Here is a 16,078-nt window from a genome sequence, read left to right as displayed (position 1 = left end):
CTTTGCTACTATGAATGAAATCAAACTATTTTCCCCCGCCACCATCGCGAACCTTTCGTGCGGATTCGACGTACTCGGCGTTTGCCTTGACAATGTCGGTGATGAGATGATTGTAAGGAAATCTGATGTAAAAGGAGTACGTATTACCAAGATAGTCGGTGCCGATCTGCCTTTGGAAACCGAAAAAAATGTTTCCGGTGTGGCGGCTTTGGCATTGCTGGATGAAATGGAAGCCGATTGCGGATTTGAAATCGAAATCTACAAAAAGATTAAGGCCGGAAGCGGTATCGGAAGCTCGGCGGCCAGTTCAGCCGGGGCGGTTTTCGGGATCAATGCGCTTTTGGGAAATCCATTTTCTGCGGCAGCGCTGGTAAAATTTGCGATGCAGGGTGAAAAGCTCGCGAGCGGGAGCGCACATGCCGATAACGTCGCGCCTGCGCTTTTGGGAGGATTTACGTTAGTCCGGAGCTATGATCCTTTAGACATCATCAGAATTGAGAGTCCGCCGGAATTGTATGCCACGGTAATCCATCCGCAGATTGAACTCAAAACGTCGGACGCCAGGTCGGTCCTCAAACAGAATATTTCACTGAAAAGCGCGATTGCGCAATGGGGAAATGTCGGCGGACTCGTAGCCGGTTTATACACCAAAGATTATGATCTGATAGGTCGTTCGCTGCATGACGAAATTGTCGAACCCATCCGCAGTGTGTTAATTCCAGGTTTTGATCGGATTAAAAAAACCGCAAAAGAAAATGGTGCGTTGGGAAGCGGGATTTCCGGCTCCGGCCCATCGATTTTTGCTTTAAGCAAAGGAAAGGAAACGGCAGAAAAAGTGGCTGGAGCCATGTGCAAAATATATGATGAAATGAAATTGCCTTATGAAATCCATGTATCAAAAATAAATGATAATGGGATAAAAGTGTTGGCCCTAAAATAACTTTACAGAGACTTTCGCCTTTCGACTCTTAACTTTTTGACAAAAAAATGAAATATTACAGCTTAAACCGCAATGCGCCGAACGTTTCTTTTCAGCAAGCAGTGATTCAGGGACTTGCACCGGATAAAGGATTGTATTTCCCGGAAAAAATCACCTCTTTAACGCAAAACTTCTTCGATAATATTGAAAGTTTGTCAAACGAGGAAATTGCTTTCGAGACGATCAGGCAATTTGTAGGCAATGAGATTCCTGAAAGCGAACTGAAAAAAATCATTTCCGAAACCTTATGCTTTGATTTTCCCACTGTAAAAGTGGATGATAACGTCTTTTCGCTTGAGTTATACCACGGCCCGACAATGGCGTTCAAGGATGTGGGCGCACGTTTTATGGCACGCTGCCTGGCCTATTTCAACCGCAATAATCCTGATTTGCACAATACGGTTTTAGTCGCCACTTCGGGCGATACGGGTGGTGCAGTAGCGAGTGGCTTCCTGGGCGTAAAAGGTGTTGATGTGGTGATTTTATATCCATCCGGAAAAGTGAGCGATGTGCAGGAACGACAACTGACGACGTTAGGGCAGAATATTACCGCTTTGGAGGTCGACGGCGTTTTTGATGATTGCCAGGATATGGTGAAGCAGGCATTTTTGGATGACGATCTTAAATCCCGAAACCTGACTTCGGCAAATTCTATTAATATTGCACGCTGGCTGCCGCAGATGTTTTATATTTTCTTCGCTTACAAGCAATTGAAAAAACAAAACAAGCCGATTATCCTTTCGTGCCCAAGCGGGAATTTCGGGAATATTTGTGCAGGTATTATGGCGAAAAGATTGGGTTTACCGATAGCCCGTTTTGTAGCTTCAACAAATGCAAATGATACGGTACCAAGGTTTCTTGAAAATGGCAAGTATGAGCCGAAACCATCCAAAGCGACCATCTCAAACGCGATGGATGTCGGGAATCCGAGTAATTTCATACGGATCCAGGAATTGTATCATCATGATTTGGCGGAATTTGAAAAGGATTTTTCCTCGTACTCCTTTACAGATGAGGACACAAAATCAGCCATGACATCAATCTACGGAAAAACCGGTTATATTGCTGAACCGCATGGGGCCGTCGGATATCTTGGATTGAAAAAGGAAATGGAAAAGCGTCCGGGAAGCATCGGTGTATTTTTAGAAACTGCACATCCGATAAAGTTTCCTGAAAACGTGGAACCGCTTTTAGGCATTACGCTTGATATCCCGGAGCAGATTCAGAGCGTTTTGGGAAAAGAGAAAAAAAGTGTGAAAATCACTTCTTACAGCGCGCTTAAAGATTTTCTAATGGTTCAATAAAATTGCGCTCATTTCTTCCTGAATTCTCATCGCTTCTTCCCTTGCCTTTTCTGCAAAATCATTTTCTGCGGAAGCGTAAATAATCCCGCGCGAAGAATTGATCAGCAAACCGACATGGTCGTTCATTCCGTATTTGCAGACTTCAGATAAACTGCCACCCTGAGCACCCACGCCTGGAACGAGCAAAAAACTGTCCGGTACGATTTTACGGATTTCCGTAAAATATTCCGCTTTCGTGGCACCGACTACATACATGAGCCTTTCAGAATTTTTCCAGGTTTTGGAAATTTCAAGGACTTGTTTGTAAAGTTCTTTACCATGGGCTTCCAAAGTCTGAAAATCAAAAGCGCCTTCATTTGAAGTCAGGGCCAGCATGATCGCATGCTTGTTTTCAAATTGTAAAAAAGGCTCAACGGAGTCCTTTCCCATATAGGGTGCCACCGTCACCGAATCAAAATTAAGGTCTTCGAGGAAAGCCTTTGCATACATCGTTGACGTATTTCCGATATCGCCGCGCTTCGCATCTGCGATGGTGAAGATTTCGGGATGGTTTTCGTTTAAATAATGGATGGTTTTTTCTAAAGATTGCCAGCCTTTCAAACCATAAGCTTCGTAAAAAGCAGTATTTGGCTTATAGCAAACCGCCAAATCATGGGTCGCGTCGATGATGGCTTTATTGAATTCGAAAATCGGGTCTTCAGTTTCAAGAAGGTGTTTTGGAATCTTATTTAAATCGACATCAAGGCCGATGCAGAGGAAGGATTTTTTTTGACGTATTTGTTGGGTGAGTTGCGATGTTGTCATTAGTAGTTATTGTAAATCAAAGTTAAAAAAAATGCCCGCTTGGAGGCAGGCATTCATATATTCTTAGTAAATCTCACTGGCTTCCTTCAGCTTTTCCATGTTGTTGACCAACTGTAGCTCATCGACCAGTTTCTGGATTTTGCCGTTCATGACACCGTCCATATCAAATACGTCCATACCAATCCTGTGGTCCGTAACGCGGCCCTGCGCATAATTATAGGTACGGATTTTTGCGGAACGATCTCCTGAACTTACCTGAGAAGTACGTTTTTTAGCATCTTCTTCCTGCTTTTTGGCCAATTCCTGTTCGTACAAACGCGAACGTAAAACGCCTAAAGCCTTATCCTTATTTTTATGCTGCGATTTCTGGTCCTGGCATTGTGCCACCAATCCGGTTGGGATGTGTGTTAAGCGCACTGCCGATTTTGTCGTATTTACCGACTGTCCTCCAGGTCCTGAAGAACAGAAAAAGTCCACACGCACATCGTTCATATCTATCTGTATGTCGAATTCTTCAGCTTCAGGAAGCACCATAACAGTGGCTGCGGAAGTGTGTACGCGGCCCTGGGTTTCTGTTTGCGGAACACGTTGCACGCGGTGTACGCCGGCTTCAAATTTCAAAGTGCCGTAAACATCTTCGCCGGTAACCTCAAAAATTATTTCTTTAAAACCGCCTGAAGTGCCCTCATTCATATCTACTACGGATGTTCTCCAGCCGCGGCCTTCGCAGTATTTGGTATACATGCGAAATAAATCGCCTGCAAAAATACTGGCTTCGTCCCCACCTGTTCCGGCGCGTATTTCGACCATTACATTTTTTGCATCTTCGGCATCTTTAGGGATGAGCATGAACTTGATTTCTTCTTCAAGTTCAGGCAATCTTTGTTTGGCTTCGTCGAGCTGGAGCTGTGCCATCTCAGACATTTCAGGGTCACTGCCGTCAGCAATGATCTCGTTTGCCTCGTCAATGTTGCCAAGCACATTCATGTATTCCTCACGCTTCTCGTTGAGTGCCTTAACTTCCTTATATTCTTTATTTAACGCGACATAGCGTTTCTGGTCAGCGATGACATCCGGCTGGATGATCAGGTCGGAGATTTCGTCGAAACGCTGTTTTACGTATTGGAGCCTGTCTAGCATTTTTTTACTTTTTGGAGTGCAAAGTTACGGAAAAAGTTGGAAAGTCCGAAAGTTGGGAAAGTCCGAAAGATTATTTGTGCCTTATTTAACGATTGATGTCTTACGGACATTCGGACTTTGCTGACTTTCGGAATCCCGCGTTAGGGATTCCTTCGGCAGTCGCTTCGCTCGTGTGTAGTGGAAATCCTTTTTAGATTTTCGGAGGCTAGAAGGAAATCTAAAAAGATTACCTTCGGTCAGTTAGGCCTTTGGCCCCGGGTGCAACGGAAAGCCCGACCGCCTGCCACTGTGATTGACTATGAAAAAACTTATGCAATGCAGGCGGGAACGCCCAAATAATTTTCATGATTGTTGATTACTTTTTGATTTGAAAACAGAATTAAATTTTACCTTTGCCCTTCAATAAAAATCAAAGATTATGGTTTATAAATTCAGGGCGATACTCGATGCAGAGGAAGATGTTTTCCGTGATATTGCCATTATGGATAATGATACGCTGGAGGATCTGCACAATGCGATCGTGAATGCTTTCGGGTTTGATGGTTTGGAAATGGCATCGTTCTATACCTGTGATGACCAGTGGAACCAGGATGAGGAAATTCCGCTTTTTGATGGCGGCGATGTTCCCGGCGAGCAGATGACGATGTCTGATTATTTGCTTTCGCAGATTGTGGATGAGGACAGTACGAAAATCATTTACGTATACGATTTCCTGAACATGTGGACCTTCCTGGTGGAACTGGCTGCAATTGAGGAACCTGTTTTAGGGGAAAGTTATCCTGCCATGTTATTTGCGCATGGTGAAATGCCTGCCGATGCCGGTGAAAAACAGTTTGAAGCCGATGAAAATGAGTTCGGATATGATGAAGACGGGTATGACGAGGACGATTTGGACGAATTCGACAGCGGGGAGAATTTTGAGGATTATGGATTTGAGGAGAATTGGAATTGAGTTGCAAAGTAGCAAAGTAGCAAAGTTTGACTATCAGAAAATCAAAATCCATATCCAAAATCAATTTAAGAAAATAAATATTAATATCTCGCAAAGCAAGCCATGCAACTTTGTTGCTTTGGCACTTTGTAACTAAAGAAAACGAACGCAATGAAACTTTGTAACTTTGTTACTCTGCTGCTTTGCCACTCCAAAAATGATAAACCTATACAATACCCACATCGAGTCGCTTTCCATCCACCGCGTTGGGAACAAATCCAGAAATGAAGCCATTTTCCTGTCCGATGCACCGTTTATGCTCAAGGATGAAATCGTGCCGTTGATTAAGGAATATTTCTTTAAGCCTTTCCGTGACAAGGAGGAAAATTACTTCCAGTTTGCGCATGAAGTGGACCTGGATTACAACGACATGTTCAAATATGCTGCCGAGATTTTCGAGAATCCTTTGAATGTGCACGAGGTTTCGAAAAAAATTACAAATCATTTGTATGAGCAGTCAAACCACCCGCATATTAAGAACGGTGAAGTGTATGTAACGTACCTGAACAATTTAACGATTGATAACAATCCGGTGGACGCCATCGGGATTTTCAAAAGTGAATTGCAGACCGATTTTTTACAGTTCCAGGAGAAAGGAACCGACCTTGAAATGATCCTCCAGCAGGGCATCAACCTGAATAAACTGGACAAAGGCTGTCTGATCTTCAATTATAAAAAAGAAGAAGGTTACAAAATCCTGACGGTAGACAGCAATCGTTATGATGCGCGTTACTGGCTCGAATATTTCCTTTCCGTGGACGCATTCCAGGACGAGAATTTCATCACGAAAAAGTACCTGAAATTCTGCCAGGATTTTGCCAAAGACGTTGTGCTTCCGGCTGAGGACAAGAAGGAAGAAGTGATGTTCATGAACCGTTCCGTGAATTATTTTGCGAAAAATGACCAGTTTGAGGAAACCAATTTCCTGAATGAAGTGCTGGACAATCCGGACCTGATTCCGGAATTCAAAAGCTACAAAGTGGATAAAGGCGAGAAATACAGCATCGAGGACGTGACTGAGTTCCCCATCGCGAATGCCGCCGTCTCAGATGCGCGCCGCAAAATGAAGAATGTGATCAACCTCGATACCAACATCCAGATCAAGCTCGATTTCATCAATCCGGAAAGTGCAGAGAAATTCGTCGAAAAAGGCTGGGATGAAGAAAAGCAGATGTATTATTACCTGGTGTATTTTAATAAGGAACAGAAAAGTTAATTGCAAATTGCAAATTATGAATTACGATATGAGCCGGACATTGCTGTCCGGCTTTTTTATTTGCAAGGTGTAATTCATAATTCACAACTGTTAATTATTAATTAAAGAAGCAACCTTTACATTTTTCCTGCGTCTATTACCATATAAATGGGTTTTTTAGGTTAGTCCATAATTGTTTTGTTTTAAATGGAAATGCGTTTCGCCCCACACGAAGCGCATTTTCTATTTTCGTACAGGAGTACCTCGTGCCTGAGTTCTAACTCCTGCTGCAAGTGCCTACTGCAAACTTTTCATGGCGCCTCCCGTTGTTGCTTCCTGCGTCGCATCAACGGGACCGGGCTGTCCGCTGTAGTCCTCGCCCTGCGGGCTCCGGGCTGCCGCTTCCATCCCTGGCGCGGGCACTCGTCCAAATCAAAATTTTCCCTACATTTAAGAAAATTTTCACAACGCGGTAACAAACCGCGCCACCTTTCGTCTTACGCCTAACAAAACCGAAACAATTTGGAAACCATCCTATCCATTAAAAACCTGTACAAAAATTACGGCAAGGTCAAAGCCGTAAAAAATGTCTCCCTCGAAATACAAAAAGGCAATGTCTATGGCATCCTCGGCCCCAATGGCAGCGGAAAGTCGACTACTTTGGGCATTGTGCTGAATGTCGTCAATAAAACTTCCGGTGACTACGAATGGTTCGGCGGAAAGCTAAAAGACAGTGAAGCACTCAAACATGTGGGTGCGATCATCGAACGCCCCAATTTCTATCCATACATGACTGCGGAACAGAACCTGAAGCTTGTCTGCAAAATCAAGGGCGTCAAGTACGACAACATCCATAAAAAACTAGAACTCGTTGGGCTTCTGGAACGAAAAGACAGTAAATTCAGCACTTTTTCACTCGGTATGAAACAGCGTTTGGCCATCGCTTCGGCGCTGCTCAACGATCCGGAAATCCTGATCCTTGATGAACCCACAAACGGGCTCGACCCGCAGGGCATCCACCAAATCCGCGAAATCATCCGTGTGATTGCCGCAACGGGAACGACAATCCTTCTGGCATCGCATCTTTTGGATGAAGTCGAAAAAGTCTGTTCCCATGTTCTGGTGTTGCGCAAAGGCGAAATCCTGTATTCCGGCACTGTTGATGGCATGACTTCAAAGGAAAGCTTTTTTGAGCTCCAGGCAGAAAACACATCGTTGCTTACCGAAGCGCTTTCTGAGCATCCATCCGTAGCAAAAACGGCTGTGGAAGAATCAAAAGTCATCGTGTATCTCAAAGAAGATTTGAAAGCCGACGACCTGAACCGCTATCTTTTCCAGAAAAACGTTGTGCTGACCCACCTGAACAAGCGCAAAAACAGCCTTGAAGAACAATTCCTGGAATTAACCGCCGAAAAACAATAACATGAAAAGACTACTTTCTATAGAGCTCCAGAAAATCTGGAAAAGCCGCTCCAGCCGTATATTGACCATTACCTACTTCGTGCTGCTGACCTCATTGGCGTTGATTACGACAATCAATTTCAATTTTATCGGGATTGATATCCGCCCGGCCGAAATCGGGATTTTTAATTTCCCGTATATCTGGCATTTCAACACTTACGTTGCAGCCGTTTTAAAGATATTCCTGGCGATTGTGATCGTATCAATGATTTCCAATGAATACAGCTACGGAACCCTGAAACAAAACCTGATTGACGGGATGACCAAAAAGGAATTCATCATATCAAAATTCCTGACAGTACTTTTATTTGCAGTGATTTCGACGATATATATATTTATAGTGACGCTGCTGCTCGGCTATTCCTACTCTTCTTATGATGAGCCATCAATCGTATTTTCGGAAATGGATTACCTCGCGGCTTACCTTATCAAACTCACAGCTTTCTTTTCATTCTGTTTATTCCTGGGCGTGCTCATCAAGCGCTCTGCTTTTGCCATCGGATTTTTTGTGGTTTGGGCCATTGCTGAACAGATTATCATCAATGCCTTTTCAATCCCTAAAAGCGTGACATTGTTTTTACCGCTGGAATCCATGTCGAATCTTATCAGGCAACCGTTTACCAGGCTCGAAGCTTACCAGCAATTGGAGAAACTCAACGGCACAGCCATCGTGCGTGATTACGGCGTCCACTTAAGCACCATGCTCATTGCCATTGCGTGGATTGTGATCTTTGTATTATTATCATATAAATTACTACAAAAAAGAGATTTATAGTATCTTTGCCGGTGCTATGAATGATATACGAAAAGCGCTTTCCCTCGGGCTCTTAATTGGCTTCGCAACTACTGCGGATGCACAATATATTACTACTGATGACCATTATACTGCACAGCAGCTTGTAGAAGATGTACTGGTCAATAGTCCCTGTGCCAATGTTGAAAATTTTACCGTTAACGGCGATACATTTAATCCGGGAGAGACCAGTTATGCCTTTTTCAACGGAAACGGCAGCAGTTTCCCTTTTGCAAACGGAATCGTATTGAGCACCGCGAGGGCTAACAGAAGCCCCGGTCCCAACAACAACCTTATTGATGAAGGTTCTCCGGACTGGGCTGGAGATACAGATCTCGAACAGGCTTTGAATCTGACCACACCTACGAAAAACGCTACCGTACTTGAATTCGACTTTACCCCGTTAAGCAACCACATCAGTTTTGATTACATCTTTGCGTCTGAAGAGTACCATGGCACAGCCACCTGTCAATACTCTGATGGATTTGCATTTCTTCTGAGGCCGGCGGATTTAAGTGAGCCTTATACGAATCTGGCTGTGATTCCCAATACGAACACACCAGTATTGGTCACAAACATACATCCACAGGTCGGGAACGGCACATCACCGGGTTGCCCTGCAATGAATGAAAGCTATTTTGGAGGATTCAACGGTCCGGATGCGCCTATCAACTTCAATGGACAGACAGCGGTAATGACTGCAGAGTCTGCTGTGACACCGAACGTGAAATACCATATCAAGCTGGTTATCGCCGATTTTAAAAACATCCGTTATGATTCGGCTATTTTTTTGGGTGGCGGTAGCTTCAGGGTGCAAAAAGACCTTGGCGAAGACCGCACTATGGCAAACGGGAATCCGCTTTGTGCAGATGGAAGCAACACGGCAATCCTGGATGCTACCGAGCCTGGAAACAACACATATCAGTGGTTTCGTAATAATATTGCCATTGCCGGAGCAACCAATCCGCAATTTCAGCCTCTTCAGGATGGAGACTACAGTGTAGAGATTACGCTGAATGCCACCGCCTGTAAATCTACAGGAGAAATAAAAATTGAATTTGCCGCACCGCTTGACGAAAGTACGGTCGGTATTTTCCAATGTGACGAAAACAATGATGGTATGGCTATTTTTAACCTGAACAAGGCAAGCGACCGTATTTTGGATAACAATCCGAATGTCAGTTTCATAAATTATTATGAAGATGCATCGGGTACGAATCTTATAACGACGCCGCAAAGTTATACTTCAGGGCCTAAAACGGTATATATCAAAATAGCAAACCAATATGGCTGTCCGGGAACCGTTCCAATCGACCTTCAGATTGCGAACAATACTGTGCCTGTACCGCCACCGTTTAAAACCTGTGATGACGACACTGACGGTTTATACCACTTTAACCTTCCAGCAGAAGTGACACCACGGATCACAACAGGGCTTCCTGCTGGCCTCGATGTAAACTATTACCTGAATCCGCAGGATGCTGCTATGGGCCAGAACGAACTTTCCAATGATTATTACAATACCGAGGCATTCCAGCAACAGATTTGGGCAGCCATCACGAATGGTCCCGACTGTTATGGGCTGATCCCTGTAAACCTCACCGTGAATATTTTCCCCACAGCAGGAATGGAAGATATGGTGGATTTTATGTGCAACGGAGTCGCTATACCGCTCGAAGCTCCGGCAGGATTTCCTTCTTATTCTTGGAACGATACGGCGAATTCCACTACAAGGAAAATCAATGTAGACCAGCCCGGCACTTACATCGTAACCGTTACCGATACGAATGGTTGTACAGCAACAAAAACATTTGTTGTAACAGGTTCAGAAAAAGCAACTATTGATTCAGTTGACATTCAGGATTTCAGGGGCGATGAGAATACCGTCTTTATCAATGCGAGTGGATCCGGCGATTATGAATACTCACTCGATGGACAACATTATTTTGATAATCCGATGTTTACCAATGTAGTATCTGGCGAATATACGGTTTATGTTAACGATAAGCATGAATGCGGAATCACTACAAAATCCATTTTCGTAATGGATTATCCGAAATTCTTCACGCCAAATAACGACGGCGTGAATGATTACTGGCAAATTCCTTTCCTGAGGCTTTACCCGTCATCGGAAGTCATCATTTTCGACCGTTATGGCAAAGTCGTTTATGGCTTCAGTGGCAATGGCAGCGGTTGGGACGGCACGCTCAACTCAAAACCCTTGCCTTCAACAGATTACTGGTTTTCAATTTCGATTACAAATCGTATTATCAGGGGGCATTTCGCCCTTAAAAGATAAAAACTTCATACATTTGAACTTTGCATCCTTATGAAAAAAGTGTTGTTTTTCTTGTGTCTGCTGCTGGCTGCAAACTGTTTTTCACAATTCAGTAAGACACATTACATACCACCACTTTCAAATTCTGATGCACAGGAACCCCAGGGGCAGTTCATGTATATTTCCTGCCCCAGCCTTACACCGGTAAATTTCCGGATCATCGCTTTGGGTGGTGAAGTGGTCAATGGCACCGTAACCCGTGACAATCCTTACGTATTCAATATCGGTGCCGGATTCGATACGCAACTTTTGGTGAGTTCGTTCAGCGTAAATTCGGTGATGCAGAACAAAGGGTATATCGTCGAGGCCGAGGACCAGGTCTATGTCACGGTCAGGATGACCACAACACCAATGAATTTTCAGGGTGGCGGATTGGTTTCAAAAGGACTGGCGGCGCTCGGCACGCAGTTTCGGGTAGGAGCTTTCATCAATACCCTGATCCCTTCAACCAATGAAAATCATTACACTTTTGCTTCCGTATTGGCGACAGACAATAACACGGAAGTCACTTTCACTCCTCCTCCCGCAAATACCGGAATTACCTTAATCAACCATGAAACCTTCAATAATACCCCGCAAACGGTAACTTTAAACCGCGGTGAAAGTTTTACCATCGCAGTGCAGGGCCCGAACAATGCCAACGACGACGGTTTGATCGGAACATTGATCAGTTCCAATAAACCCATCGCCGTAAACTGCGGTTCTATTGCCGGTACTGATGGAGATGCTTCGAACCTTGACCTCGGGTTTGACCAGATCGTTTCGGCAGAACGCACCGGAAGCGAATACATCTTCATCAAAGGAAATGGCCTAGATGTTGTGGAACGGCCGCTTGTCGTTGCAAACGAACCCAATACTGAGGTGTTCCTCAATGGTGATCCAACGCCAACTGCTACCCTCGATGCCGGACAATATCTCTCATTAAACGGTGCTAATTATGGCCCTAACGGCAATTTATATATACGCACATCACACAACGTTTTTGCTTATCAGGGAATGGGAGGCCAGATCAGCCAGGCCAACCAGAATATGTGTTTCCTGCCGCCACTGAGTTGTGAAACCCCAAGGGTGATTGATAATATCCCGTTAATCAATCAGATCGGCAGCCTCAATGACTTTATAGGTACGGTGAATATTGTGACGGAAATTGGCGCCACGCTGAGTTTCATCATCAATGGCGAAACATATTCATTCGCAGATTTGCCGCCGGGGATTACTGCAAACGGGCCTTTTAGTGTTCCTGGGAATACAGCTTATGAGACGTATACTTTCCAGGGACTTCAGGGTAACATCTCGGTCTATTCTACGAAACAGGTATATCTTTCCTATTTCGGGTCAAGCGGTGCCGCAACTTACGGTGGATTTTATTCAGGGTTCACGTTCAAGCCCGAAGTGGCTTTCAAGAACCTGGATACCAGCATGGCATCAAACTGCATCCCGAATATCGAACTGTCTGTCAATGTCCTCACTGCATTCGACGAATTTCAATGGTATTTTAACGATGTTGCCATTAATGGCGCTACGGGCAGGACTTATATTCCGGATGCTCCGGGATTTTATTACGTAAAAGCCGGGATTTCAGCTTGTAATACGGAACTGATTTCGGACAAAATCCCCGTAAGTTCCTGCGCACCGGACAGCGATAACGACGGCATCAATGACAATGCCGACGTAGACCTGGATAATGACGGAATTTCCAATTGTGTCGAATCTGACGGAAATGCCTCACTGGATTTATCGCCTGCCAGTACAGGGCAAATACAGGTCGGGACTTATATGAATCAATATTCCTTTTCCGCAGGCCCAGCTACCGGTCCCCAGGTACCAACACCTTTTAACGGAAGTGCCACAGGAAGTTTTATCATGGAAACCGTTGCCGGGATTGGAAACACCACATCGGAACAGTTCAATTTTACGAATCCGGCCAGCATAGTACTTGACTATCCGGCCACGGCAGATGTTAACGACTTCCTTACTCCGGATGGGGAATATAAACTCCAGGTATCAACCGATAAGACCATCACGCTGTTAAATCCTGATGACCAATTGCTGGTTGATACGAATTATGACGGGATTTTTGAAAGTGGCATCACACAATTTTCATCATTTGAAGTACGTTTCAGGCTTAATGGCAGTTTGCCACTCACCGCAGGAAGTGGTACTTTTTCATTCAGGGCAAAAGATGTAACGTCATTGATTTTTACCCAAAAGAACCTCATCGATTCCGGAAATACCAAAGCTACATTCGGCTTATCCCTGCCATGCCTTCCAAAAGACACTGATGGCGATGGCATTGCAGATAGGAGTGATTCCGATTCAGACAATGACGGTATCCCGGACAGCATTGAAGCTGTGGGCAATCTTACGATTAACGCTATTATTACCGATGAAAACCATAATGGAATGAACGACACTATCGAGCCCGGGCTTGGCCAACTCGATACCGACGGTGACAATGTACCCGATTTTTACGATCTCGACAGTGATAATGACGGAATTTATGATGTCACGGAATCTGGTTCAAATGCTACCGATGCCAATCGTGACGGCGTTATTGACGGCAATGCATTCGGGATAAATGGCTTATTGGATGCTTTGGAAACTGCGCCTGACAGTGGCATACTGAATTTCAATATTGCCAATACGGACAGCATTGACAATATCCCGGATTCTTTATCAGCAGACAGTGATGGGGATGGCTGTAATGATGTCATTGAAGCAGGGCTTAACGATGGCGATGGCGACGGAAGATTAGGAGTTGCGCCGGTTACCGTGAATCCGGCCAATGGCAAAGTCACTTCGGCAACGGGCTATTCGGCGTTGCCTAACAACAATTACATTATCGCTGCGCCAATCATTATTAACACCCAACCTATAAACCAGACTGGTTGTGAAGCCCAACAGGTTACTTTTACGATTGACACCAATACGGTCAACGGCTATAAATGGCAGGTCGGCTCAAATGAAGCAGGTTTTACGGATCTTGTAAACAATACCCAATATTCCGGCGTTGACACCGCTTCGCTGACGGTTTCCATGCTCACGCCATCCATGTCAGGCAACCATTATCGCGTGCTGCTCCAAAAGGACGGCAACAGTTGCGGCCTGGTTTCTGCATTGGCTACACTTACGGTATTGGCGAGGCCCGTCGTAGCAGCTTCAATAACTTTAGTCCAATGTGATGATGACCTGGACAATCTTTCGGATTTCAATCTCAGGCAAAAGGAAAGCCAGATTTCTGCCAATGCGGCAAATGAAACTTTTGCTTATTTCACCACCCAAAATGGTGCAGAGACCAATGATGTCAGCGAACAGATCACCAACGAGACCGTTTATAATAATAGTAACGGCAATACGGTTTGGGTGCGCATTACAAACAATGATGGCTGTTATAATGTGACACGCATTGACCTTATCGTATCAGCCACACAAATACCTGCCGGTTTTTCCAGGTCGTTTTCAGAATGTGACGATTTTTTAGATGTGTTAAATGATGACCACGATGGCATTACAGGATTTAACTTCAGTTCAGTTACGGCTGATATCAATGCTATTTTAGGCAACGGCAGCAATTATACCATCAAATATTACAAAAACGAGGCTGATGCCTTGCAGGAAAACGATGCTGCAGGAAATGCATTGGCCATCAATGATGTTTCCAATTACCGTAATACTGGCTATCCAAACCAGCAGTTCATCTGGGTGCGTATCGACAGTAATGCCGACAACGCCTGTTTCGGGCTTGGTCCCTATATCACACTGACTGTTGAGGCACTACCACTGTTTCATGCGGTGCCGTTACAAAAAGAATGTGACCGTGATGTGTCGGATGCTATTATTGATCACGATTTCCAGACGGCAGGACTGCAGGATGCGATATTGAACGGACAGGCAGATGTAAGTGTGGCCTATTTTGACCAGGACAACAATCCGTTACCGAGTCCATTACCGAATCCTTTCAGGACAGCAACCCAAAACATCAGGGTGGTGCTCACTAATGATAATGGCAGGCATTGTACTGAAGAAGGCACCATTTCTTTTATAGTCTATGCAAGGCCGGTAGCACATGCCGTGACTGTTCCTGCGCAATGTGATGACCTCCCGGACGACAGCGATGGGATTGTCGCGTTTGATACCACCACCATCGAATCGGATTTATTGCAGGGACAGACAGGATTCATCATAAAATATTTTGATGAAGATGGCACGCCGCTTTCAAGTCCGTTGCCGCCTACTTTCCAAAGCCGCACACAAAACGTGAGAGCTGTAGTGGAAAATCCGTTGAATCCTGATTGTGCAGATGCTACCATGATTGCCTTCACTGTAAATCCACTGCCTGAAATACTTGACGATAATGAGGAAATTATTTGCTCAGGCATTGTCAATGAAAGCGTCACACTGTACGCCGGGCTTGCAAACGGCAATCCGGGCAGTTACGCCTATGAATGGGCAAGAAATGGCATCCTTATCCCAAATGCCATTATCGACTTTCTTACTGTTGACGAGGATGGCGTATACACCACCAAAATTATCAATAAAATTACAGGCTGTTCCAGGACGAGGACCAATACGGTCGAATATTCTCAAACAGCAACCATCACTACGGTGGATATTGATGACCTTTCCGATGTGAATTCAATAAGCATTAATGTCACGGGGGTTGGAAATTATCAATACAGCCTTGACAATCCTGTAGGGCCGTTCCAGGACAGCGCTTATTTTGACAATGTGACACCGGGATTACATGAGGTTTTTGTCAATGATAAAAATGGTTGCGGAATGGCAACTAAAACCGTAGCCGTAGTAGGTGCACCAGCTTTCTTCACGCCGAACGGCGACGGTTATAATGATTACTGGAAAATAAAGGGAATGAATGCGCTTTACCATAAAAATTCCATCGTTTATATTTTTGACCGTTATGGTAAATTACTCACGGAAATCCCCTCGGGTGCTGATATGGGCTGGGACGGTATATACAATGGAAACCCGCTGCCCGCCGATGATTATTGGTTCCTGCTGAAACTCGATGACGGCCGCACGGCAAGAGGCCATTTTGCACTCAAACGATAATCG

The 16,078-nt window shown here is 44.7% G+C and carries 10 protein-coding genes; 8 read left to right on the top strand and 2 right to left on the bottom strand.

The window, feature by feature from the left end; all coding sequences use genetic code 11:
* Nucleotides 1-10: 10 nt before the first annotated feature.
* Nucleotides 11-940 (top strand): homoserine kinase, encoded by a 930-nt coding sequence (locus HYN49_RS09285; protein WP_108903852.1) that lies wholly within the window; start codon nt 11-13, stop codon nt 938-940.
* Between the two features lie 47 nt (nt 941-987).
* Nucleotides 988-2,283, top strand: coding sequence for a threonine synthase (gene thrC, locus HYN49_RS09280; protein ID WP_108903851.1), 1,296 nt, complete (start codon nt 988-990; stop codon nt 2,281-2,283).
* Here thrC and pyrF read toward each other — a convergent pair.
* Both pyrF and prfA read right to left on the bottom strand, forming a co-directional pair.
* On the bottom strand, nt 2,269-3,087 hold the full coding sequence (gene pyrF / locus HYN49_RS09275; RefSeq protein ID WP_108903850.1) for an orotidine-5'-phosphate decarboxylase: 819 nt from the start codon (nt 3,085-3,087) through the stop codon (nt 2,269-2,271). The two genes, thrC and pyrF, sit on opposite strands and share 15 nt — an antisense overlap.
* 63 nt (nt 3,088-3,150) lie before the next feature.
* On the bottom strand, nt 3,151-4,227 hold the full coding sequence (gene prfA, locus HYN49_RS09270) for a peptide chain release factor 1 (RefSeq protein WP_108903849.1): 1,077 nt from the start codon (nt 4,225-4,227) through the stop codon (nt 3,151-3,153).
* Between the two features lie 418 nt (nt 4,228-4,645).
* Between prfA and HYN49_RS09265 the strand changes: the two genes are divergently transcribed.
* The 6 genes from HYN49_RS09265 to HYN49_RS09240 all read left to right on the top strand — a co-directional run bounded on the left by HYN49_RS09265 (nt 4,646) and on the right by HYN49_RS09240 (nt 16,075).
* Nucleotides 4,646-5,179, top strand: coding sequence for an IS1096 element passenger TnpR family protein (locus HYN49_RS09265; protein WP_108903848.1), 534 nt, complete (start codon nt 4,646-4,648; stop codon nt 5,177-5,179).
* A gap of 196 nt (nt 5,180-5,375) precedes the next feature.
* Complete coding sequence (locus tag HYN49_RS09260; protein WP_108903847.1) at nt 5,376-6,434, top strand: nucleoid-associated protein; 1,059 nt, start codon at nt 5,376-5,378, stop codon at nt 6,432-6,434.
* Between the two features lie 501 nt (nt 6,435-6,935).
* Nucleotides 6,936-7,835, top strand: coding sequence for an ABC transporter ATP-binding protein (locus HYN49_RS09255; protein WP_108903846.1), 900 nt, complete (start codon nt 6,936-6,938; stop codon nt 7,833-7,835).
* Between the two features lies 1 nt (nt 7,836).
* Nucleotides 7,837-8,649, top strand: coding sequence for an ABC transporter permease (locus HYN49_RS09250; protein WP_108903845.1), 813 nt, complete (start codon nt 7,837-7,839; stop codon nt 8,647-8,649).
* 16 nt (nt 8,650-8,665) lie between these two features.
* Nucleotides 8,666-10,966 carry a T9SS type B sorting domain-containing protein gene (locus HYN49_RS09245; protein ID WP_108903844.1) on the top strand — a complete coding sequence of 767 codons (2,301 nt, stop codon included), beginning with the start codon at nt 8,666-8,668 and terminating at the stop codon, nt 10,964-10,966.
* A gap of 30 nt (nt 10,967-10,996) precedes the next feature.
* Nucleotides 10,997-16,075: a T9SS type B sorting domain-containing protein gene (locus HYN49_RS09240; protein ID WP_108903843.1), complete on the top strand. Its 5,079-nt coding sequence runs from the start codon at nt 10,997-10,999 to the stop codon at nt 16,073-16,075.
* Nucleotides 16,076-16,078: the final 3 nt, after the last annotated feature.

This window comes from Flavobacterium pallidum (assembly GCF_003097535.1).
GTDB lineage: Bacteria > Bacteroidota > Bacteroidia > Flavobacteriales > Flavobacteriaceae > Flavobacterium > Flavobacterium pallidum.
The sequence above is the reverse complement of the archived record's forward strand: the minus strand, read 5'-3'. Positions and strand labels throughout refer to the sequence as shown.

What these genes read in the sequence shown, in the direction of transcription:
- HYN49_RS09285 (WP_108903852.1), top strand. Translation starts at nt 11, where the DNA reads ATGAATGAAATCAAACTATTTTCCCCCGCCACCATCGCGAACCTTTCG.
- HYN49_RS09265 (WP_108903848.1), top strand. Translation starts at nt 4,646, where the DNA reads ATGGTTTATAAATTCAGGGCGATACTCGATGCAGAGGAAGATGTTTTC.
- HYN49_RS09260 (WP_108903847.1), top strand. Translation starts at nt 5,376, where the DNA reads ATGATAAACCTATACAATACCCACATCGAGTCGCTTTCCATCCACCGC.
- thrC (WP_108903851.1), top strand. Translation starts at nt 988, where the DNA reads ATGAAATATTACAGCTTAAACCGCAATGCGCCGAACGTTTCTTTTCAG.
- HYN49_RS09240 (WP_108903843.1), top strand. Translation starts at nt 10,997, where the DNA reads ATGAAAAAAGTGTTGTTTTTCTTGTGTCTGCTGCTGGCTGCAAACTGT.
- HYN49_RS09250 (WP_108903845.1), top strand. Translation starts at nt 7,837, where the DNA reads ATGAAAAGACTACTTTCTATAGAGCTCCAGAAAATCTGGAAAAGCCGC.
- HYN49_RS09245 (WP_108903844.1), top strand. Translation starts at nt 8,666, where the DNA reads ATGAATGATATACGAAAAGCGCTTTCCCTCGGGCTCTTAATTGGCTTC.
- pyrF (WP_108903850.1), bottom strand. Translation starts at nt 3,087, where the DNA reads ATGACAACATCGCAACTCACCCAACAAATACGTCAAAAAAAATCCTTC.
- prfA (WP_108903849.1), bottom strand. Translation starts at nt 4,227, where the DNA reads ATGCTAGACAGGCTCCAATACGTAAAACAGCGTTTCGACGAAATCTCC.